At 70.6% G+C, this 20,401-nt stretch carries 18 protein-coding genes and 1 pseudogene; 10 read left to right on the top strand and 9 right to left on the bottom strand.

Annotated elements, in window-relative coordinates:
• Positions 1-53: 53 nt before the first annotated feature.
• Positions 54-1,151: an XRE family transcriptional regulator gene (locus P3X83_RS17775; RefSeq protein WP_277306222.1), complete on the top strand. Its 1,098-nt coding sequence runs from the start codon at positions 54-56 to the stop codon at positions 1,149-1,151.
• Entirely contained in the window at positions 1,148-1,702 is a 555-nt protein-coding gene (locus P3X83_RS17770) for a DUF3368 domain-containing protein (RefSeq protein ID WP_277306221.1), read from the top strand. Before P3X83_RS17775 ends, P3X83_RS17770 begins: the two co-directional genes overlap by 4 nt.
• Here the strand turns inward: P3X83_RS17770 and P3X83_RS17765 are convergent.
• Both P3X83_RS17765 and P3X83_RS17760 read right to left on the bottom strand, forming a co-directional pair.
• On the bottom strand, positions 1,675-2,682 hold the full coding sequence (locus tag P3X83_RS17765; protein ID WP_277306220.1) for an NADP-dependent oxidoreductase: 1,008 nt from the start codon (positions 2,680-2,682) through the stop codon (positions 1,675-1,677). The genes P3X83_RS17770 and P3X83_RS17765 overlap by 28 nt on opposite strands.
• 123 nt (positions 2,683-2,805) lie before the next feature.
• Entirely contained in the window at positions 2,806-3,270 is a 465-nt protein-coding gene (locus tag P3X83_RS17760) for a MarR family transcriptional regulator (protein ID WP_277306219.1), read from the bottom strand.
• Positions 3,271-3,317: 47 nt separating this feature from the next.
• Between P3X83_RS17760 and P3X83_RS17755 the strand changes: the two genes are divergently transcribed.
• The 3 genes from P3X83_RS17755 (at position 3,318) to P3X83_RS17745 (ending at position 6,982) form a co-directional block, all read left to right on the top strand.
• The gene (locus P3X83_RS17755) at positions 3,318-4,400 is read left to right on the top strand and encodes a substrate-binding domain-containing protein (protein WP_277306218.1); all 1,083 of its coding nucleotides are present in this window, start codon (positions 3,318-3,320) and stop codon (positions 4,398-4,400) included.
• 153 nt (positions 4,401-4,553) lie between these two features.
• Positions 4,554-5,975 carry an APC family permease gene (locus tag P3X83_RS17750; protein ID WP_277306217.1) on the top strand — a complete coding sequence of 474 codons (1,422 nt, stop codon included), beginning with the start codon at positions 4,554-4,556 and terminating at the stop codon, positions 5,973-5,975.
• Positions 5,975-6,982: an acetamidase/formamidase family protein gene (locus tag P3X83_RS17745; protein ID WP_277306216.1), complete on the top strand. Its 1,008-nt coding sequence runs from the start codon at positions 5,975-5,977 to the stop codon at positions 6,980-6,982. Before P3X83_RS17750 ends, P3X83_RS17745 begins: the two co-directional genes overlap by 1 nt.
• A gap of 20 nt (positions 6,983-7,002) precedes the next feature.
• Here the strand turns inward: P3X83_RS17745 and P3X83_RS17740 are convergent, their stop codons facing one another.
• Positions 7,003-8,427 carry an MFS transporter gene (locus P3X83_RS17740; RefSeq protein ID WP_277306215.1) on the bottom strand — a complete coding sequence of 475 codons (1,425 nt, stop codon included), beginning with the start codon at positions 8,425-8,427 and terminating at the stop codon, positions 7,003-7,005.
• A gap of 77 nt (positions 8,428-8,504) precedes the next feature.
• On the opposite strand from P3X83_RS17740, the gene P3X83_RS17735 reads away from it, so the two are divergent.
• On the top strand, positions 8,505-9,203 hold the full coding sequence (locus tag P3X83_RS17735; protein WP_277306214.1) for a TetR family transcriptional regulator: 699 nt from the start codon (positions 8,505-8,507) through the stop codon (positions 9,201-9,203).
• Here P3X83_RS17735 and P3X83_RS17730 read toward each other — a convergent pair.
• The 3 genes from P3X83_RS17730 to P3X83_RS17720 all read right to left on the bottom strand — a co-directional run bounded on the left by P3X83_RS17730 (position 9,184) and on the right by P3X83_RS17720 (position 12,345).
• Positions 9,184-9,726 (bottom strand): sigma-70 family RNA polymerase sigma factor, encoded by a 543-nt coding sequence (locus P3X83_RS17730; RefSeq protein WP_277306213.1) that lies wholly within the window; start codon positions 9,724-9,726, stop codon positions 9,184-9,186. The two genes, P3X83_RS17735 and P3X83_RS17730, sit on opposite strands and share 20 nt — an antisense overlap.
• 101 nt (positions 9,727-9,827) lie before the next feature.
• The gene (locus P3X83_RS17725) at positions 9,828-11,495 is read right to left on the bottom strand and encodes a cytochrome bc complex cytochrome b subunit (protein WP_277306212.1); all 1,668 of its coding nucleotides are present in this window, start codon (positions 11,493-11,495) and stop codon (positions 9,828-9,830) included.
• Positions 11,496-11,670: 175 nt separating this feature from the next.
• A complete protein-coding gene (locus P3X83_RS17720) occupies positions 11,671-12,345 on the bottom strand; it encodes a Crp/Fnr family transcriptional regulator (RefSeq protein WP_277306211.1) in 675 nt (224 codons plus the stop codon).
• A 183-nt stretch (positions 12,346-12,528) separates the two neighbouring features.
• Between P3X83_RS17720 and tnpA the strand changes: the two are divergent.
• Both tnpA and P3X83_RS17710 read left to right on the top strand, forming a co-directional pair.
• Positions 12,529-12,804: pseudogene (gene tnpA, locus P3X83_RS17715) on the top strand (IS200/IS605 family transposase); the annotation flags it as partial.
• An 8-nt stretch (positions 12,805-12,812) separates the two neighbouring features.
• A complete protein-coding gene (locus P3X83_RS17710; protein ID WP_277306210.1) occupies positions 12,813-14,006 on the top strand; it encodes a transposase in 1,194 nt (397 codons plus the stop codon).
• A gap of 7 nt (positions 14,007-14,013) precedes the next feature.
• On the opposite strand, the gene P3X83_RS17705 is transcribed toward P3X83_RS17710, so the two are convergent.
• Positions 14,014-16,131 carry an adenylate/guanylate cyclase domain-containing protein gene (locus tag P3X83_RS17705; RefSeq protein ID WP_277306209.1) on the bottom strand — a complete coding sequence of 706 codons (2,118 nt, stop codon included), beginning with the start codon at positions 16,129-16,131 and terminating at the stop codon, positions 14,014-14,016.
• A gap of 334 nt (positions 16,132-16,465) precedes the next feature.
• Between P3X83_RS17705 and P3X83_RS17700 the strand changes: the two genes are divergently transcribed.
• On the top strand, positions 16,466-17,341 hold the full coding sequence (locus tag P3X83_RS17700; protein ID WP_277306208.1) for a hypothetical protein: 876 nt from the start codon (positions 16,466-16,468) through the stop codon (positions 17,339-17,341).
• Between the two features lie 144 nt (positions 17,342-17,485).
• Here P3X83_RS17700 and P3X83_RS17695 read toward each other — a convergent pair whose 3' ends face one another.
• Entirely contained in the window at positions 17,486-18,751 is a 1,266-nt protein-coding gene (locus P3X83_RS17695) for a deoxyribodipyrimidine photo-lyase (RefSeq protein ID WP_277306207.1), read from the bottom strand.
• Positions 18,752-18,971: 220 nt separating this feature from the next.
• On the opposite strand from P3X83_RS17695, the gene P3X83_RS17690 reads away from it, so the two are divergent.
• Entirely contained in the window at positions 18,972-19,565 is a 594-nt protein-coding gene (locus tag P3X83_RS17690; protein ID WP_277306206.1) for an RDD family protein, read from the top strand.
• Positions 19,566-19,579: 14 nt separating this feature from the next.
• Here P3X83_RS17690 and P3X83_RS17685 read toward each other — a convergent pair whose 3' ends face one another.
• On the bottom strand, positions 19,580-20,365 hold the full coding sequence (locus tag P3X83_RS17685) for a hypothetical protein (protein ID WP_277306205.1): 786 nt from the start codon (positions 20,363-20,365) through the stop codon (positions 19,580-19,582).
• Positions 20,366-20,401 lie beyond the last annotated feature (36 nt).

The following is a 20,401-nucleotide window of genomic DNA, read 5'->3' as shown; positions in this document are numbered from 1 at the left end:
ACGATTGATTCGGGGATCCTGGCAGGTGAAGCGGCGTGTGCGAATATCGCACTATGAAGGATGCCGGTGAGTGGGCGGACGTCGGCGACCGGGTGCGCGAATGTCGGATCGCGGCAGACATGTCCCAGGAACAGCTCGCCTCGGCCCTCCGCCTCGATCGCACGATGATCGTGAAAATCGAGTCGGGCGTCAGGCGGGTGGACGCTCTGGAACTGGCCAAACTGTCGGCGGTCTTAAATGTCCCATTGGCCTATTTCCTGTCACCCCCGGCGAAGGTGATGTCGCGCCGGAGCGAGGTGGCCGACGACACGGCGACCGATGCGACTCGTCAGTCCTTCCGGCTTGAGGTGGCGCTCTCCACCTGGCTGTCGGACGTCCGGCAGTTGATGGAGCTGGGCGAGTTGAGCTGCCGGCCACCGGTGCGCTACCCCGACCCGGTCGAGGACGCCGAGACGGCCAGGGTCGCGGCCCGGTGGGTCAGAAAGGCGCGGAGGCTCCGGCTCGGCCCGATCAGCTCGCTGATGAGCCTGTGCGAGCGACTGGGGCAGTTGGTGGCGGTCGTCGAGACGCCCGGCGAAGGCGCGTCCATGATCGACGACGGCCTGGCCGTGGCAGTGGTCAGCTACCACTCCGATCCCGGACGGCGACGCGCGACAGCGGCCCACGAACTTGGCCATATGGTCATCGGAGACGAGTACTCCGCCGATCTCGGCCTGCACGCGTCGAGGTCCGAGCGGGAGGCCGTGATCGACGCTTTCGCGGCCGAGCTGCTGCTGCCGACCGACGCGGTGACGCAGCGCTTCGCCGCGGGGAACGCCTCCGAGCGCGAAAATCTGGTGGTGCTGGCGGCCGAGTACCGGACATCCTGGTCACTGGCCGTTCGCCAGGCCATGGTCGCCGGGGTGATCGGCAAGGAGTCGGCCACGAGCATGCGAAAGCGGAACCCGACCTACGCCGAGCTGATGGAGGCCGTGGGCTGGGCTCCCCAGCCCGACCTGGAGTCGGTGCGGGTTCCGCCGAGTTTCGCGCATGCCGTCATGAACTCGCTCAGCGGGCGACGTATCACGACGGCCCGGGCGGTGGAGCTGATGCGCAAGCAGATCAAGGAAAGCGACCTGCCGCCGCGCGACGACCCGGGCGACGAGCTGTGAGCGGTTCATCCGGTTCATTCCCGCACCGGGCCCTGGTCTTCGACGCCACCTGCCTCAGCCACTTCGCCCGGGCCGAACGCCTCGACGTACTGCGCGATCTCCTCGTCGGAGAGAACTGCCTGACCACCAGCATCATCCGGGACGAACTGCGCACAGGCCTCGACAAGCATCCGCTGCTCCGGCACATCCTGGACGCCGACTGGCTCGGGGTCGAGCGCCTGGAGTCGATCGAGGAGCTCAGGTCTCTCGTCGCATGGCAGCAGCGCATCGGGTCATCCCAGCGGAATCTGGGCGAGGCCAGCGTGTTCTGCGTCGCCGAGACGTCCGGGGCGATCGCGATCACCGATGATCGTGAGGCCGTCGCGGTGGCGAGAAGCTACGGCCTGGAGGTTCACGGGACCGTATGGCTGCTCGCCATCGCCTGCCGCGAGGGCAAACTCAGTGAGGTGGGCGCCGGCAACATCATCGACGCCCTGATCGCGACCGGCATGCGGCTGCCGTGTGACGGAACCGGCTTCCTCTCCTACGCCCGCCGCTCCGGCATCCGCTGATCGCGCAGATCGAGGACGATCTTGCCGGTGGTGTGGGCGGATTCGCCGAGGCGGTGGGCTTCGGGGGCCTCGGAGAGGGGGAGGACGGCGGCGATGGCGGGGGTGAGGCGGTGGGCGGTGGCGAGGGCCGTGAGGGCCTTGAGGGCGGCGTGGTCGGGTTCGACGAGCATGGCATGGGTGCGGACGCCGAGGGCGCGGGCCTGGGCGGGGAGGTCGTCGGCGAGGTCGGAGAGCACCAGGGAGACGTGCACGCCGCCCGGGCGGAGGGCGCGCAGGGAGCGGGGGCCGTAGTCGCCGCCGATGGTGTCGATCACGGCGTCGAGGTCCTTGGCGACCTCGGTGAAGTCCTGGGTGCGGTAGTCGATCAGCTCGTCGGCGCCCAGGCCGCGCAGGAAATCGTGTTTGGCGGCACTGGCCGTGCCGATGACGTGGGCGCCGCGCGCCTTGGCGATCTGGACGGCCAGGTGGCCGACGCCTCCGGCGGCGGCGTGGATCAGCACCCGCCGGCCGCTCGTGACCCGTGCGGTGTCCACGAGGGCCTGCCAGGCGGTGAGGGCGGCGAGGGGGAGGGCCGCCGCGTGGACGTGGTCGAGGACGGCGGGCTTGGCGGCGAACGTGCGGGCCGGGGCCGTCACGTACTCGGCGTACGCGCCGTTGCCGAACGGGTAACGGAGCATGCCGTACACCTCGTCGCCCGGCCGGTAGAGGGTGACCCCGAGGCCCACGGCCTCGACGACCCCGGAGACGTCCCAGCCGAGCACGAACGGCGGGCGGCCGAGCATGCCCCCGCCCGCGCGGTGCTTCCAGTCGGTCGGGTTGACGCCCGCGGCGTGCACACGGACCAGCACCTCGGTCGGGCCGGGCTCGGGACGCGGCAGCCGTACCGGCTTGAGCACCTCCGGGCCCCCGAAGGTGTCCTGGCTGATCGCGAGCATGGTCGCCGCCGGGCTGTCGGAGACCGGGTCACTAGGGATCGTCATGCTGGAAAGCCTGCCCGCCTCGCGGCGGGTGTCACCAGTGGCCGGAGGGCCAATACGGGAAAGGATCCGGCCAGGATGGGGCTGGCCGTACCCTCGGTCATCCCTGGGCGTCCTCGGGTGTGCCTACGCCTCCAGGTCGCGGACCAGGATCTCCAGATCGCGCATCAGCGACTCGGTGCTCTCCGCGCCGTACGCGGCCATGATCGCGCGGTGGTGCTCGCTGAGCCCGGCTTCCAGCCTGGCCAGCAGGTTCATGCCCCGGGCGCCGAGGAAGACGGCCACACGGCGGCGGTCGGAGGGGTCGTGCCCACGATAGACGAGAGCACGGTCGACCAGCCGGTCCACCGCTTTGGTGAGAGTCGGGTGCGGCATCAGCGCGGCCTCGGCGAGGTCGCCCATGGAGTGCCCGCGGCCGTCGGCGAGGGCCTGCAGGATGCGCCAGTGCTCGATGGAGACGTCTTCGTGGACGAGTGCCGCGGCCAGTCCGCGATTCACGGCGCGCTCGGCCCTGCTGAGTAGGTAGGCGAGGGAGGAGTTGAGCCCGGACGCCGGACGTTGAAGGGATGTGGCCGAGGACTCCGTCAGCACTACGGACTCCTTTCTTTCGGGAGTACCCAAAGAGGATACTCTGACATGTGGTCATCGAGCCCTTGGAAGCGCACCTGCTGAGGACCGACGCGTTCCGGATCGCCCTTGTGGCACCGGTTTCCGGGGTTCTCGGCATGCTCGGGCCCAGTGTCATCAACTGCGCGTCCCTCGCGGCCACCGAGGTCAACGACCGGGGCGGGCTACTCGGCAAACCGATCGAACTGGTGTTGGTCGACGGCGGGCGTTCCCCGGCCGAGGTCGCGCTTGAGGTGTCCGGCCTGGTCAAGGCGGACGCGGTGCAGGCCGTCGTGGGCACGCACGCGAGCGACGTGCGCCTGGCCGTCGAGCGGGCGCTCGGCGGCGCGGCCCCCTACGTCTACACGCCTCCCTACGAGGGCGGTTCGCGCACGCCCGGGGTCTACTTCATGGGCGAGCCCGCCTCTCGCCAGGTGGGTCCGGGCGTCGACTGGCTGATCACGCATCGCCGGGCGCGGCGCTGGGTGCTGCTGGGCAACGACTACGTCTGGCCGCGCCTGGTCCACGTCTCGGCCCGCGAGCACCTGCTGTCGAGATCGGCGCTGGTCGTGGGCGAGCGGCTGGTGCCGTGCGGCGCGGGCGAGACCGAGATGGCCAGGATCGTGGAGCTGCTGGCGGGGCTGCGGCCCGACGCGGTGCTGCTCAACCTGATCGGCAGCGACCTGGTCGCGTTCAACCGGGCGTTCACGGCGGCCGGGCTGCGCTGCGCGCGGCTGTGCGGGGCGCTGGAGGAGCACGGGCTCCTGGCGGTCGGCGGCGACTCCACCGGCGAGCTGTACGCCACGATGGGCTTCTTCGAGTCGGTGCCCACCGACGCCGGCCTCGCCTTCGGGGAGCGTTACGTCCGCCGGTTCGGCGTGGACGCGCCCATGCTGAGCGCGCACGGGCACGGGGGCTACGAGGGCGTGCTGATGATGTCGGCGCTGGTGGCGCGTGCCGGGGCCGCCGCCGTACCGGCGATCGAGGCGGTGGCGGACGGCACGGTGATAAGCACCGGTCGGGGGCAGCTCACGCTGAACGCCCGGCATGTACGGCAGCGCATCTACGTCGGCCGGGCCAACGGCCTGGAGTTCGACGTGCTCACCTCTGCCTGAGGGGCCCGTAGCGCCTGAGCGGCCGGGGGCTGGAGCGTCTGACCTGCTCCGGGGATACTTCAGATGAGTAAATTTTCAAGAGAAAACTTCTGCATCCGAACTCGTGGGACATATCGTACGGCTGCGCCCCCCAAGCGAGAAAGAGCCGTGAACATGTCCTCACCTTCCGAGCCCTCGGCTTCAGCGTCCTCCGAGCCAGGGATCGAACGCTTCGGCTACAAGCAGGAGCTCCGCCGATCGCTCACCTTCACCGACCTGTTGATCTATGGCCTGATCTTCATGGTCCCCATCGCCCCCTTCGGGATCTTCGGTAGCGTCTTCCAGATCTCCGGCGGCATGGTGGCCCTGGCCTACATCGTCGGCATGATCGCGATGGCCTTCACCGCCCTGTCGTACGCGCAGATGGCCCGCGCCTTCCCGATGGCGGGCTCGGTCTACACATACACCGGCCGCGGCATCGCCGCCCCCGTCGGATTCATGGCCGGATGGGTCATCCTGCTCGACTACGTGCTGGTGCCCGCGCTGCTCTACCTGGTGGCGAGCGCCGCGATGGCGGCCTCCGTGCCGGGCATCCCGATGTGGGTGTGGCTGATCGGATTCGTCGTGCTCAACACGGCGGTCAACTACTTCGGCATCAAGATGACCGCTCGGACCAACCGGATCATGCTGGTCGCCGAGCTGATCGTGCTGGCGATCTTCCTGGTGATCGGGATCGGCGCGCTGCTCCAGGGCAAGGGGCACGGCGACCTGCTGAGCCCGCTGTTCGACTCGGCGACCTTCTCCTGGGCGCTGGTGTTCGGCGCGGTGGCCACCGCGGTGCTGTCCTTCCTGGGCTTCGACGGCATCTCGATGCTCGCCGAGGAGAGCCGTGAGGACGCCCGCAAGCTCGGCCGTTCGATGATCTACGCGCTCGGCGCTGCCGGTCTGCTGTTCATCGCGCAGACCTGGGTCGCCGCGTTGCTGACCCCCGACCGGGAGAAGCTCCTGGCGGAGGGCGACCCCGCGGGCTCGGCCTTCTACGACACCGCCGCCTACGCGGGCGGTCCCTGGCTCGGCGTGCTGACCGCCGTCGCCACCGCTGTGGCCTGGGGCTTCGCCAACTCCCTGGTGGCCCAGGCGGCCACCTCCCGGCTGCTGTTCGCGATGGGCCGCGACGGCCAGCTCCCCCGCGCCCTCGCCAAGGTGCACCCCAAGCGCAAGGTGCCGGTCAACGCGACCTTCCTGGTCGCCGGGATCTCGCTGGTGCTCGGCATCTACCTCAGCACCCAGGCCAACGGCATCCCGCTGATCGCGTCGCTGGTCAACTTCGGCGCGATGAGCGCCTTCCTGATCCTGCACGTATCGGTGGTCGTGCACTACTTCGTACGGCAGCGCAGCCGCAACTACTGGGCGCACCTGATCGCCCCGGCGATCGGGTTCCTCATCCTGCTGTACGTCGTCATCAACGCGCAGGTCGCGGCCCAGGTGCTGGGCTTCATCTGGCTCGGCATCGGCGCGATCGTGCTGCTCGTGGTTTACCTGCTGGGCCGCCGCCCCACGCTGCCGGCCAGCGACAACGTCAAGGAGACCGTGTAGTGAACGTTGTGTCCTACCAGCCCACTCCGGAGGAGCTGTCCTATACCTTCGGCGGCCGCGCGGCCGTCGCACGGGTGACGCCGGGCACTGTTCTGGAGATATTCACCGAGGACTGCTTCGGCGGCCGGGTGCGCGGGCCGGGCGACCTTCCCTCGCAGGTGTGCGAGTTCCCATATCTGAACCCGGTGACCGGTCCCTTCCACGTGGAGGGGGCCGAGCCGGGCGACACGCTGGCGCTGCACTTCGTGTCCATCGAGCCCGCCCGGGACTACGGCGTCTCCACGACGTTCCCGCACTTCGGCGCGCTCACCGCCACGCACACCACGGCGATGCTGCACCAGCCGCTCGAAGAGCGGGTGTGGGTCTACGAGGTGGACGCGGCCAAGCGGACGGTCCGCTACCGCGCCTCGCGGGGCGACTTCACCGTGGAGCTGCCGCTCGACCCGATGCACGGCACCGTGGGGGTGGCCCCGGCCGCGTCGGAGTCCCGGATGACGATCGTCCCGGACGCCCACGGCGGCAACATGGACACCCCGGAGCTGCGCGCGGGCGTCACCCTCTACCTCGGCGTCAACGTCGAGGGCGGGCTGTTCTCCGTCGGTGACGGCCACGCCCGCCAGGGGCACGGCGAGGTGTGCGGCACCGGCGTGGAGGCCGCGATGAACACCGTCGTGGCGGTCGAGCTGATCAAGGGCGTGGGCACTCCGTGGCCGCGCCTGGAGGACGACGAGCACCTGATGTCCACCGGATCGGCCCGGCCCCTGGAGGACGCCTACCGGATCAGCCAGCACGACCTGGTGACCTGGTCGGCATCCCTCGTCGGCCTCGACGAGCTGGACGCCTACCAACTCGTCAGCCAGGGCGCGGAGGCCCCGGTGGGCAACGTGTGCGACGCGAACTACACGATGGTCGCCAAGCTGCCCAAGGCGTACCTGGGCGGGCCGGAGGTCTACCAGGCCGCGCACCGCCGCCTGCGTGAGCTGGGCGAGCGCTACCTGGCGCGCTGACCCGGCTCCCGCGCCGGGAGTCACACCCCGGCGCTCGCGGGCGTCCTCGGCTCCTCCTCGGGGGTGGGAGTCGTGGACGCCCGCAGGGCGACCAGGCCGATCGGCACGCCCAGCAGCACCACCACCGCGGCCAGGGCGAGCGTGAACTGGTAGCCGTCCAGGAAGGCGTCCAGCGGGGCGGCGCCGCCGGCGATCCCCGCGGCCTGACGCGCGGTGAGGATCGCGCCCATCACGGTGATGCCGAGCAGTCCGAACACCTCGCGCGAGACGTTCAGGACGCCGGAGGCGACCCCGGCGCGGCCGTCCGGCAGGGCGCCGAGGATCACGGCGGTGAGCGGCACCAGCAGGCCGCCGCCGACCGCGTAGACCAGGAACCACGGCAGGATCGCGCCGTAGTCCGCGCCCGCGCCCGGTCGGGAGAGCGCGAAGATCGCGACGGCCATCAGGGCCAGCCCGATCGCGACCGTACGGCCCGCGCCGAGCACCCCGGCGATCCGCTGCGAAAGCACCGAGACCACGCCCATGGTCAGCGCCATCGGGACGAACGACGCGCCCGCCTGGGTGGGCGTGAAGCCGAGCACGTTCTGCAGCCACAGCGCGCTGAAGAAGTAGATGCCGAAGACGCCGAACGACCACAGCCCCATCGCCAGCGCGCCGCCGCCGAACACCCGGTCGCGGAACAGCGACAGGTCGATCATCGGCTCCGTGCCGCGCCGCTCGACCACGACGAACACCGCTGCCGCGACAACCGTGACCACCATGGCGGCCAGGATCGGGGCCGAGGTCCAGCCGGTGCCCTCACCCTCGATCAGGGCGAAGGTCAGCGCGAACAGCGCGATCGCGGACGAGATCAGCCCGGGGAGGTCCAGGCTGCGCCGTACCCGGTCTCGGATGTCGGGCAGCGCCCACGTCCCCAGCGCCAGCGTGCCCACCCCGATCGGCACGTTGATCAGGAAGATCCATCCCCAGTGCCAGTTCTCGCTGATGAACCCCCCGGTCAGCGGTCCCAGGGCCATGGACAGTGCCCCCGCGGCCGTCCAGATGCCGACGGCGGTGCCGCGTTCCCGCGCGTCCGGGAAGCTGCGCGAGATCAGCGCCAGTGAGGTGGGGGTGAGCAGCGCCGCGCCGACTCCCTGCACAGCCCGGGCCGCGATCAGCGCCGCCCCGCTCCCGGCCAGCCCGGCGGCCAGCGAGGCGGCGGTGAACACCACCAGACCGATCATGAAGATCCTGCGGGCGCCGAACACGTCGGCGAGCCTGCCGCCGACCAGCATCAGCCCGGCGAAGACCAGGATGTAGCCGCTCGCGATCCACTCCAGCCCGGACAGCGTGAGCCCCATCTCCCGCTGGATGGTCGGCAGCGCCACGTTGACCACGTTGTTGTCCAGGTACGTCATGAACGTGCCGAGCGTCACCGCCGCCAGCGCCCACCATCGCTTGTTCATCGCACGCCTCTCAAAACTATACGCCGTACATGTACAGCGCATAGTGGAACTTGTACGGCGTATAGTTGTCAAGTGTGATGAGCAAGCTGAGCCGTGAGGCCGTCCTGGACCGCGCGGTCGCGCTGGCCGACGAGGAGGGCGTGGCGGCCGTCTCCGTCCGCCGCCTGGCCGCCCTGCTGGACGTCACTCCGATGGCCCTGTACTGGCACTTCAAGAGCAAGGAAGAGCTGTTCACGGCCGCCGCCGACCACCTGCTCGCCGATGTCACCCGCGCCGATCCGGCCACCGGGGCCGACCCGTCGTGGGACGCGCGGTTGCGCACCATGGTCGGCACGCTGATCGACCTGATGCGGGCCCACCCGTGTCTGGCCGAGCTGCTGCGCCGCGCCGACAAGAACCACGTGATCAACTTCACCCTGGCCACCGACACCGTGCTCGGCCTGCTGCGGGCGGAGGGGTTCACCCTCACCGAGGGTTACCACATCGCGTCGTACCTGCTCAACGGCTGTATCGGCCTGATCGCTGGCGACCCCATGTGCGACGTCTCGATGACCGCCGAGGAGGCCGCCGAGCAGCGCAGGCTGCACCGGCTGGCCGTGCAGAAGCTGCCCGCCGACCGGTTCCCCAACGTCGTCGAGCACGCGCGCACCGCGAAGGAGCCGCCCGACACCGAGGCCTACTACGCGCTCGGCCTCGACCTGCTGGTCGGCGGCGTGCGGAGCCTGGTCGCGAGCAGGCGCGCCGAGCGCCGGGCCGTCATGACGCCGGACGGCTGAGCAGCACCGACAGCCGGTGCAGCCCCCGCGTCGTGCGGGCCTTGACGGTGCCCAGCGGCACCCGCAGCCGCTCGGCGATCTCCCGCTGGGTGAACTCCCCGTAGTAGGCCAGCTCGATCGCCTGGCGCTGCGCGCGGGGCAGCCGGGCCATCGCGGCGTGCAGCTCGTCGCGCATCGCCAGCCGGTCGTCCGCCGCCGGGCCGTCGTGCGCGTGAGTGTCCGGCACGGCCTCCAGCGGCAGCGTGGGCGGACGGCGGGCGCGCAGGTGGTCCACCGCCCGCTTGTGCGCGATCCCCAGCAGCCACGCGGCCAGGCTGCGCGACGGGTCGAACCGGTGCCGCGACCGCCACGCCTCCCCGAACACGATCTGCACCACGTCGTCGAGTTCTTGTTCCTGGACGAACCTCCGCAGATAGCCGCGCACCAGGGCGGCGTTGGCCCGATAGCAGTCACCGAGCGCGTCCGCCTCCCCGGCGGCCAGGCGTGCGTTGAGCGTGTCGAGCGGGTCGACGGTGTCGTTCAAGCGAGCCCCCACCCGCGCGACGGATCCGACACCTATACCTAGCCGCCACGGACGGCCGGGAAGCCCCGCCGGGGGCATCCGTTACGCCAAGTCGGTGAAGATCAGCGGTCTCGCCGGGTGATCTCACCGGCCCTCTCCGCGCCGTGCCCGTCCCCGTGCCCGTCCCCGCGCCCGTCATCGTGTCTATCACCGTGCCCGTCGCCTTCGAGCCGCTCCGCCTCCTCGGTGATGGTCTCCTCGCCGTAGGCGCGGCTCATCCGGGCGCGCAGGCGGCCGACGCGGCGTTTGCCGCTGGCGTCGCCGTCGCCGTCGCCGAGCGTGGGAATCGCCTCCCCACCGGTGACCCGGTCCGCCATGTCCTCCGAGGGCGGCACGTCCACCTCGGTGAACTCGCCGTGCGGCAGCCGCCTGATCACCCCGGACTCGACCCCGTGCACGATCATCCGGGCGTCCTTGCGCCGCAGGCCCAGGCAGATCCGGTAGGTGAAGAAGTAGGCGAGGATCGGGCCGAGGATCACCGCCACGCGCCCGGCCCAGGTGATCGCGAACAGCGACAGGTGGAAGTGCGTGGAGATCTCGTCGTTCGCGCCGATCAGCCAGAGCACGCCGTAGAAGACGATCGCGGCGACCCCGATCGCGGTCCGGTGCGGGTTGTCGCGGGGCCGCTGGGCGATGTGGTGCTCCGCCCGGTCGCCGGTGATCCACCGCTCCACGGACGGGTAGAGCGCCAGGCCGGTGAAGATGATCAGAACGGGCACCAGGCCCGGGATGATCACGCTGAGCGGCAGCGTGTACCCGGCGAAGTTGATCTCCCAGCCCGGCATCAGCCGCAGCGCGCCGTCGAGGAACCCCAGGTAGAAGTCGGGCTGCGAGCCCGCGGAGATGTCCGCCGGGGTGTAGGGCCCGTAGCTCCAGATCGGGTTGATCTGGGCGGCCGTCCCCAGCAGGGCCAGGAACGCGAAGGTGAACATGAAGAACGCGCCGGTCTTGATGGCGAAGGCCGGGAAGAACGGCGCGCCGACCACGTTGCTGTCGGTCCGCCCCACCCCGGCCATCTGGGTGTGCTTCTGCACCCACATCAGCGTCATGTGCGCGGTGACCAGCGCCACCAGCAGCCCGGGCAGCAGCAGGATGTGGATGGTGAAGAACCTGGCGATGATGTCCTCGCCGGGGAACTCCCCGCCGAACAGGAAGAACGAGATGTAGGTGCCGACCAGCGGCAGCGACTGCGCGATGCCCTGGGCGATCCGCAGGCCGACGCCCGACAGCAGGTCGTCCGGCAGCGAGTAGCCGGTCAGGCCCTCGGCCAGGGCCAGCAGGAACATCGCCAGCCCGATGTGCCAGTTCAGCTCGCGCGGCTTGCGGTAGGCGCCGGTGAAGAACACCCGCAGCAGGTGGACGGTCAGGCCCGCGACGAACAGCAGCGCCCCCCAGTGGTGGATCTGCCGCATCAGCAGGCCGCCGCGCACGTCGAAGCTGATGTTCAGGGCCGACGCGTACGCCTCCGACACCAGCACGCCCCGCAGCGGCTCGTAAGTGCCCTCGTAGACCACCGGGGTCATCCCCGGCTTGAACCAGAACGTCAGGAACGTCCCGGTGAGCAGCAGGATGATGAAGGAGTAGAGCGCGATCTCGCCCAGCATGAACGACCAGTGGTCCGGGAAGATCTTGCGGATGTTGCGCCCGGCGAACCGGCCGATGCCGGTGCGGTCGTCCAGGTAACGCGCCGGATCGGCGATCGGCTTCGGGATCGCGCCCGGATCACTCATCGCGTACCTCCCCACGAACCGCCACGGCGTGCGGTTCGGCCCTGGCGCCAGGGGAGGAGCGGCGGCCCCGATCCGTTCCTGCGGATCAGGGCCGGACGCCGGCGCGTGCCCTCTTACCTCTTTCTTCGTGGGGGGACGCGCGGCGGTTGCATTCTCGGCGCACTCAGGCGTGGGCTCAGCGGGCGCGGCGGCGCAGGCCGTCCAGGTCGTGGATGGTCACCCGGCGCCGCCCCGTCTCGATCAGGCCCCGGTCGCGCAGCGAGCGCAGCGCCTTGCTGACCGCCTCCCTGGACGCGCCGGTCCAGCCGGCCAGCTCGTCCTGGGAGAGGGGCAGGGCCACGCGGACGCCGCCGTTGGTCGGCTCGCCGTACCGTTCGGCCAGTTCCACCAGTCGCGTCGCGACGCGGCCCGTGGTGTCGAACGCGCCGTACTCGATCCGCTTGCGGTCGGAGTCGCGCAGCCGTCCGATGATCAGTTTCATCAGCAGTACGGCGATGCGCCCGTTGGCCCGCAGGAACCCGGTGAAGTCGTCCACCACCATGGCCTCGACCGGTTCGAGCGCGGTCACCGTGCCCGAGCGCGGCCCGCCGTCGATGGCTGACATGTCGCCCAGCAGCGCCCCCGGACCGCGGACCGCGAGCACCACCTCGGTGCCGCTCGCCGTGTGCGAGGAGACCTTCACCCGGCCGGAGGTGAGCACGATCACCCAGTCCGCCGCGTCGCCCTCGCTGATCACCATCGCCCCCCGGTCCCACCGGCGTGGACGGCTGCTCGCGCGCAGGGCCTCCACCTCGTCCTCCGTCAGCAGGTCGAGGAACTCACCGGGTTCTGCCGTCGGCTTCGCGCTCATCGGATTCCTCCAGGGGACGCAGGGACGCGAATCCGATTATTTCCGTGCCCGGCGCGGCGGGCCATCGGTTTCAGGGGAGCGTGATCGAAGAGCTTGGGCGCAAACCCCCGGATTCATCCGTGGGGTTAGCCCATCCTCCATAACTTGCGATCATTAGGTGGCTCCAAGCTGCATACTCGGCGTGTGGCTGTCACCCTGCGATCGAACAGCAACGTCGTCTTCCATTGCGCGTTCCACGTCGTGTGGTGCCCGAAGTACCGGAGACGTGTGCTCGGCGGCCGGATCGAAGAACGATTGAAGGACCTCATCCGCGAGGTGCCGGACGAGAAAGGGGCATGGCCGGTGGAAATGGAGGTCATGCCCGATCACGTCCACCTGCTGGTCGAAGTCGATCCGCAGTACGGCATTCACCGGCTGGTCAAGGCCATTAAGGGCCGCTCCTCCCGCGTGCTGCGCAAGGCCGCTGAATGCTGACCGGCCGCCGCTACCCGCTGGCGTTCACACCCGAGCAGGAGGAGTTCGCCGAACTCATCGGCGACGCCTGCCGCGTGGTGTGGAACACCGCGCTGGAGCAGCGGCGCACCTACCGGCAACGTGGGGCGTTCATCGGCTACGTGGAGCAGGCCCGGCAGATGGCCGAGGCGAAGAAGGACGTCCCGTGGCTGGCCGAAGCGCCGTCCCACACGCTTCAGCAGACGCTGCGCGACCTGGACAAGGCATGTAAGAGGCATGGCACGTTCAAGGTCCGCTGGCGGTCCAAGCGAAAGAACGCGCCGACGTTCCGGTTCCCCGACCCCAGACACCTCGCGGTCGAACGTCTCTCCCGGCGGTGGGGCAGGGTCAGGCTTCCGAAGTTCGGATGGGTCCGCTTCCGGTGGACACGCCCGCTCGGTGGCGAACTTCGCAATGCGACCGTGTTGAAGGACGGCGGACGCTGGCACGTGTCGTTCTGCGTCGAAGACGGGCTGGTCGAGTCCACACCGAACGGCCGACCGGCCGTCGGCGTGGATCGTGGCGTGGCTGTTGCGGTGGCCACGTCGGACGGGCGGATGCGTGACCGGGACTTCGTCACGCCCGGCGAAGCGGCGCGGCTGCGACGGCTTCAGCGGAAGCTCGCCCGGCAGCGGAAAAGCTCCAACCGGCGCGCCGCCACCAAAGCGAAGATCGGCAGGCTGAACGCCCGAATCCGCGCACGACGCACGGACTTCGTGGCGTGGACGGCAAACCGGCTCACCCGCGACCACGGCCTGGTCGCGGTGGAGGACCTGAAGGTTCGCAACATGACCGCCTCGGTCAAAGGCACCCTCGCCGAGCCGGGCCGGAACGTCCGCCAGAAGGCCGGACTGAACCGGTCGATCCTCGCCAAGGGCTGGGGCGGCCTGCTGACCGCCCTGGAACACAAAGCGCGTCACAACGGTTCCCGCATCGTGCGGGTGCCGCCCGCGTACACGTCGCAAACCTGTGCCGCCTGCGGGCACCGCGCCCCGGAGAACCGCGAAAGCCAAGCGGTGTTCCGGTGTCGCGCCTGCGGCCACCAGGCCAACGCTGACGTCAACGCCGCGAAGAACATCCTCGCCGCAGGGCTTGCGGTGACAGGGCGTGGAGACCTCGCCGTCAGGCGGTCTGCGAAGCGCCAACCACCCAAAGGCGAGGCAGCGTGAACGCGTCTCACCCACGGGAATCCCCCGGCTTCAGCCGTGGGGAGGAAGTCAACCCATTGAGCACGAACGCGCTCACCGGCTCCTCCTTGCCCTTCAGGGTCAGCGGGCCGAGTGGTGTGACCGCCGCCGCGCGGCCGAGCAGGTCGCGTGTCGTGGAGCCGATCACCACCGTGCCCGGCTCGGCCAGCGCCTGCAGCCGGGCCGCCACGTTCACGCAGTCGCCCATCGCGTTGAATCCGCGCAGCTCCGGGCTGCCGATGTTGCCCACCAGCGCGGGGCCGGTGTTGACGCCGACACGGAACTTCGGCCACTCGACGCCGTTCATCCGGCCCGCCGCCTGCTCCCCGGCGACCTCGGCGGCCACCCGCTCGGCGGCCCGCTGCATGGCCAGGCCCGCCCGCGCCGCCGCCAGGGCGTGATCGGACTGCCGGGCAGGGGCGTTGAAGAGGGCGAGCAGGGCATCGCCGACGAACTGCACGATCGTGCCGCCGTTGTCCAGGACGCAGGGCACGGCGGCGGTGTGGTAGCGGTTCAGCATCTCCACGATCTCGCCGGGGGTGACCCGCTCGGAGAACGTGGTGAACCCCTTCAGGTCGGCGAACAGCGAGGTCAGCTCCACCAGCGAGCCGCCGAGGGCGGCCTGACCCGGATCGGCCAGCAGCGCGGCGGCCACGTCGGGCGACATGTACTGGCGGAACAGCGTGGACAGCTCCGCGTAGAGGCGGGCGTTCTCCAGGGCGATCGAGATCTGCCCGGCGAGCAGTGTGGCCAGCGGCTCGTCCTGCGGGGTACGGCCGACGGGCACGCGGATCGCCCCGGCGAGCCTGCCCTTGACGGTGAGGGGGTGAACCATCCGCTCGCCGTCCCTGATCGGCTCGCCGCCGGGGAAGTCGCGCTCGCCGTACTCGGTGCCGCCCATGGCCACCCTGCCGTCGGCGACCAGGCCGATGCGGACGTCGCCGTACGCCTGCCGTACGCGGTCCAGGGACTCGGCCAGCAGCTCGCGCTCGGCCAGGCCCACCCGCGCGCCCCGGCCGACGTCGACCAGCGCGCCCAGCCGCTCGGACAGCTCGCGCTCGTTGGCCAGCGCCTCGCCCGCGCGGTCCAGGACGGCCGCCTGCGCCTCGGTCAGCCCGAACTTGCCCGCCAGGCGGGTCGCCACCGGGACGTCCGAGACGGCCCGCCGCCGCAGGTGGCCGACCAGTTCCTCCAGCGCCTCGGCGTACTGCGTCTGCAGCCGCCGGACGGTGGCCGCCAGCGCGATCGAGTCGAACATCCCCGCGCTCGACCCCTCCCGGCGGAACTGCAGGTAGGCGCTGTAGGCGACGAACACGAAGGCCAGGGTCAGCAGCAGGTGCCATTCCCACCAGGACAGATGCCAGTTGTGCTTGCTCATCCCCGCCACCATGGCCTCGGCGAGCAGCGCGTAGGCGGTGATCAGGCTGATCAGCATCGCCGCCGGGCGCCTGCGGTGCAGGCGGAACATCATCGCCGCCGCCGCCGAGTACAAGACCACCGCGACGAGGGAGAACGCGCCGAGCCCCGCGCCGCCCTCGGGCGGCGGGCCGCTCAGCGGGGTCAGGCCGGGCACCAGCGAGGCCACGCCCCACCCGACCAGCAGGACGGCTAGCCCGGCGCGCAACGACCTCGCCGCGCCGAGCACCGCCCGCGCGGCCCGGCCGTGCAGCGGCAGGGCCGAGGCGAAGGCGAACACCGACGCGATGGTGAGCCCGACCGGCTGGTCCACGTCGAAGCCGACGCTTCCGGCCGGGAGGAGGATCTTCGGGGTGCTCAGGCCGTGCAACAGGAAGAACCCGGCGTTGGTCAGGAAGACCATCGACACCAGCAGCAGCCGGGCATCGGCGCGGCGGTCCATCGCCCGCGTGATCAGCAGGCCGAGGGCGAGGTTGATCCCCGCCACCAGGAGGATCAGCCAGAAGTGGCTGGGCTCGTGCTGCCAGACGATGTTCAGCACACCGGGGTTGGCCAGCAGCAGCCACAGCCCCGCCATCGGGATGACCATGTGGATCGTCCACACGACCGACCTGACGGGATGCGTCGCCGGAGGCAGATAGGGCTGTTCGGGCTGCTCAGGTGAGGAGATGGGGACGTCGCTGGTCGGCACGGTTGCCCTCCAGGTCAGGCGGGATCGCCCCACCGCGTAGGCGCGTCTCCCGTCGTGTTCGCCCGCACCCGCGCACGGCCTGCCCGCCGCCCGGTGCGGTTCCCCCGAACAAGACCCGATTATCCCGTTGCCCGCGAACCACGCAAACGGGGCTTCGTGATGAAGTCGTGATCGTTGGTCGGTCAACCAATGGAACGATGCACGCGTGTATCTCCATGAACATGTTCATCGCGAGAAACGTGGGTCTCCGGGGCTCCTTGTTTCTCTCGGGTCACCGGTGTGAGCGGACAACGCTCCGCCGGGTGGCCCGGAAGTTCTGAAAGAGGTATGCCCAGTGGCTGTCAAGCTGCCTGGCGGGCGTTCGATCGCCCTCACCACCGCCGGAGTCCTGGCCGGTTCCCTCGTGGCGGGTGGTTTCGCATATGCGTCGGCGACCACCACCACCGCCGCGCCCAGCATCATCTACGCGTGTGTCAACAAGTCCACACAGGTCGTCCGCATCGTCGGGGCCAAGACCAAGTGCAAGCCCACCGAGACCCGGGTCTGGTGGAACCGCCAGGGGCCGAAGGGCCTGGACGGCGACGGTGGCATGGGCCCGATGGGTGCCACCGGCCCCAAGGGTGAGAAGGGAGACAAGGGCGACAAGGGTGACCCGGGCGCCAACGGCGTCCGCGGCCCGCGCGGCATGAAGGGCGAGCCCGGCACCCAGGGCCCCAAGGGCGAGCAGGGCCAGCAGGGTCCCAAGGGCCAGGACGGCCAGGACGGCAAGCCCGGCGCCCAGGGCCCGAAGGGCGAGGACGGCAAGCCCGGCGCGCCCGGCAAGGACGGTCAGAACGGTAAGGACGGTAAGGACGGCGAGCGCGGCCCGCAGGGTCCCAAGGGCGACCCGGGCACCGGCGGCGGCGTCACCATCGACGTCCGCTCCGACAGCTTCAGCACCTCCTCCTCCAGCGCCTCGGTGAGCTGCAAGTACGGCTACACGCCGACCGGCGGCGGGTTCTCGTTCTCCTCCAGCAACGTCAACGTCCTCGGCAGCTACCCCTCCGGTGACGGCTGGACCGTGAAGTTCACCAAGAACGGCAACGGCAACAACGGCGACGACGACCGTACCGCCACCTACGGCAACGACAACAACCAGGGCAACAACAACCACCAGGGCGGCAACGGCAAGGTCTCCGGCACCGTCTACGTGCTCTGCGCCAAGAAGTAGTCGCACATCGGGCCGGCCGCCGCTTCGGAGGGGGAGCGACGGCCGCCCGCCCCGTCTTCCGCACCCCTCCGCCGATTTCCCCAAGCTCAGCAGGAACCAGCCTCGACCCCCTCCTCGCTCGGGGGCCGAGGCCTCCTGGGCCGCTCAGTCGGCGTCCGTGCCGTCGAGCCGCGCCGGATAGCCGGACGGCGGCGACTGCAGACGCCACGGTTCGTGGATCTTCGCCCCGGGCGCCTCGGCCAGCTCCGGGACGTACCGGCGGACGTAGTCACCCGACGGGTCGTACCGTTTGGCCTGCCGCAGCGGGTTGAATCCACGGTTGGGACGCGTGTCGTTGCCGGTGCCCGCCACCCACTGCCAGTTGCCCGAGTTGTCGGCCACGTCGCCGTCGAGCAGGTGCCGGAAGAAGTGCCGCTCGCCGTCGCGCCAGTCCAGGCCGAGACGCTTGACCAGGTAGGCCGCCGTGATCAGGCGCGCCCGGTTGTGCATCCAGCCCTCGGCGAGCAACTGACGCATCCCCGCGTCCACGATGGGCAGCCCGGTCATCCCCTCCCGCCAGGCCGCCAGGGCGTCCGGGTCGTGCCGCCAGCGTCGTTCGGGACGCCGGTAGTTCTCGCGGTTGATCCGGGGGAACGCGTACGTCACCTGGTGGTGGAAGTCGCGCCAGCAGAGCTGGCGGACGAAGTCCTCGCCGCGTTCGGCGCGGCCGGCCAGTTCGAGCGGGGACAGGCAGCCGAACCGCAGGTACGGGCTGAGCCGGGAGGTCCGGTCGCCCGCCAGGTCGTCGTGCCCCTCGGCGTAGCCGGACAGCCCGTCGCGCAGCCACCGGTCGGCGCGGGCCCGGGCCGCGGACTCGCCGCCGGGCATGCTCCCGCCGTCCGGCGGCCGGGGCGGCTTGCCCACCGCCAGCCCGTGCGGGATCCGGACCTCGCCCGGCGGCGGCAGTACCCGGCGGCGGGGATGCCGCCGCCAGGCGTTCCAGTAGGGGGTGAAGACCCGGTAGTGGTCGCCGCCCCCGGACGGCCGCAGCTCGTCGGGCGGGACGACGGTGACGCCGGGGAAGCGCGCGAACTCGATCCGTTCGGCCGCCAGGCGCTCCTCACGCCGCCTGGCCAGCGCGCTGACGTCGGCGCTCACGTGGACGGCCGCCGCGTCCAGCTCGGCGGCCAGCCGCATCGCCTCGGTGACCGCGTCGCCCTCGCGCACCACCAGCTCGCCCCCGCGCTCCCGGAGCGAGGCGCGCAGATCGGCCAGGCATTCCAGCAGGAAGCCGTGCCGCAGCCCCGCCGGCACGGCGGGGTCGAGCACGAACAGCGGCACCACCCGCTCGGCCCGCTCGCAGGCCGCGCTCAGCGCCGGATGGTCGTGAACCCGCAGGTCCCTGTTGAAGAGCACGATCACGGTTCTCACCGCGAACAGTCTGGGCCTGCTCGGCTTCGTTCGCACGCCGCAGCGCCGGACGGAAAGCGCGCTCGGGCCCGTCTCCTCCTGGCTGACCGGTCTGACGATCGATGTCGCGGGCGGCAAATGGATGCCGTAACGACGGGCGGGCCACCAACGCGCATATCCGGAAATTGCGATTATCGGTATTCGGCCCCCGGGGTTAGTGATCTTCGGCATACTCGCTCGGGTGGCCGACACCTTCGCTCCGCAGAGCGCCCCGCCACTCGCCCTCGCCTCCTGGTGGCACCGCTTCGCGGCGGCGCTGATCGACAGCGTGATCATGGCCGTCTTCATCGCGCCGATCCTCTACGCGAGCCCGCGGGATGAGGAGACGGGGTTCACCGAGGTGCTCGCCATCGAGGTGCGGAACCCCGCGTGGCCGAGCGAAATGGCCATCCTCGCCCTCACCACGCTGTATTTCGGGGTACAGCACGCGCTGTGGGGGCAGACACCCGGCAAACGGCTCTGCCGGGTGAAAGTGGTCGAACCCACGACAGGCCGGCCGCCGGGACCGCTCAACGCGGGAATCCGGGCCCTGATCTATCCGCTGCTGGCCTCGCTGTCGTCGCTCACCGCGCTCGTCTCCTTCGTCGACCTGCTGTGGATGCTGTTCGACCCCAGGCGGCGCTGCCTGCACGACATCGCCGCCCGGACCGTCGTGATCGACCTGGTGCCGTCAGAGAGCCGGGGAGACGGCCGGCGCGGCCTGCTGCTGCGGGTCGGCATCCTGGTCGGCTGCTTCGCCGCGCTCGCCGTGCTGCTCGTGCTGATCGCCAGATAGGCGTCAGGCAGGCGTCAGGGCAGGCTGAGCGTGACCTGCCAGGCCGGATGGTCGGTGGTGCCGGACATGCTGATCGAACGGGTGCCCACGAACGTGAACCTGGTCGAGGCGGTGACGTGCTGCACGCTGCCGTCGCCCTTGCGGAAGAAGCCGCTCGGCACGCAGTTCTGCACGTTCGGCGACCCCTGGTAGCGCATGTTCAGGTCGCCGGACATCACGGCGGGACGGCCGGCCGCGTACCGGGTGACCGGGCCGTTCATCAGCTCCCTGCACTGGTTCAGGGCGACAGAGCCGGTCGTGGACAGGTGCGTGGTGCAGGCCGCGACGGCTCCGCCGGAGACGCACGCCCACACTCGCTTCTCGCTCCCGCCGTCCTGGGCGGCGTATCGGCCGGTCTCGGTGACGGTGCCCGCGTAGGCGGAGTCCACCATGAGGGCGTTGCCGTAGTCCTGGCCGTTGACGCACTTCACGGGGCTTCCGTCGGGCCGTTCGGCGGCCTTGAAGACCACCTGGGAGGACCCCATCGCCTCGCGCAGCGGGGCCACGTCGCCGGAGCAGATCTCGTTGAGCGACAGCACGGCCGGGTCGACCGACGTGATCACCGACCGGGCCTTGGTGATCACCCGGTCTCCGGTGAAGCACGAGGTGTTCACCCCGCTGTGGCACAGGTTGAGCTGCAGGACCCGGAACTCCGTGCCGAACGTGGCGGCCGTGGCGGGCTGGGGCGTGAGCAGGGCGAGCGACGCGGCGGCCGCGGCGGCGATCACGGACCGGCGGCGGGCGATGGGGGTGTACGGCATGCGCTCACCATAGATCGCCCCCGCTCGGGCCCCGCT

The sequence above is a fragment of the Spongiactinospora sp. TRM90649 genome (genome assembly GCF_029382225.1).
GTDB lineage: Bacteria > Actinomycetota > Actinomycetes > Streptosporangiales > Streptosporangiaceae > Spongiactinospora.
This window is presented reverse-complemented; position numbering and strand designations above follow the sequence as displayed.

What these genes read in the sequence shown, in the direction of transcription:
- P3X83_RS17775 (WP_277306222.1), top strand. Translation starts at nt 54, where the DNA reads ATGAAGGATGCCGGTGAGTGGGCGGACGTCGGCGACCGGGTGCGCGAA.
- P3X83_RS17765 (WP_277306220.1), bottom strand. Translation starts at nt 2,682, where the DNA reads ATGACGATCCCTAGTGACCCGGTCTCCGACAGCCCGGCGGCGACCATG.
- P3X83_RS17750 (WP_277306217.1), top strand. Translation starts at nt 4,554, where the DNA reads ATGTCCTCACCTTCCGAGCCCTCGGCTTCAGCGTCCTCCGAGCCAGGG.
- P3X83_RS17740 (WP_277306215.1), bottom strand. Translation starts at nt 8,427, where the DNA reads ATGAACAAGCGATGGTGGGCGCTGGCGGCGGTGACGCTCGGCACGTTC.
- P3X83_RS17735 (WP_277306214.1), top strand. Translation starts at nt 8,505, where the DNA reads ATGAGCAAGCTGAGCCGTGAGGCCGTCCTGGACCGCGCGGTCGCGCTG.
- P3X83_RS17725 (WP_277306212.1), bottom strand. Translation starts at nt 11,495, where the DNA reads ATGAGTGATCCGGGCGCGATCCCGAAGCCGATCGCCGATCCGGCGCGT.
- P3X83_RS17720 (WP_277306211.1), bottom strand. Translation starts at nt 12,345, where the DNA reads ATGAGCGCGAAGCCGACGGCAGAACCCGGTGAGTTCCTCGACCTGCTG.
- P3X83_RS17710 (WP_277306210.1), top strand. Translation starts at nt 12,813, where the DNA reads ATGCTGACCGGCCGCCGCTACCCGCTGGCGTTCACACCCGAGCAGGAG.
- P3X83_RS17685 (WP_277306205.1), bottom strand. Translation starts at nt 20,365, where the DNA reads ATGCCGTACACCCCCATCGCCCGCCGCCGGTCCGTGATCGCCGCCGCG.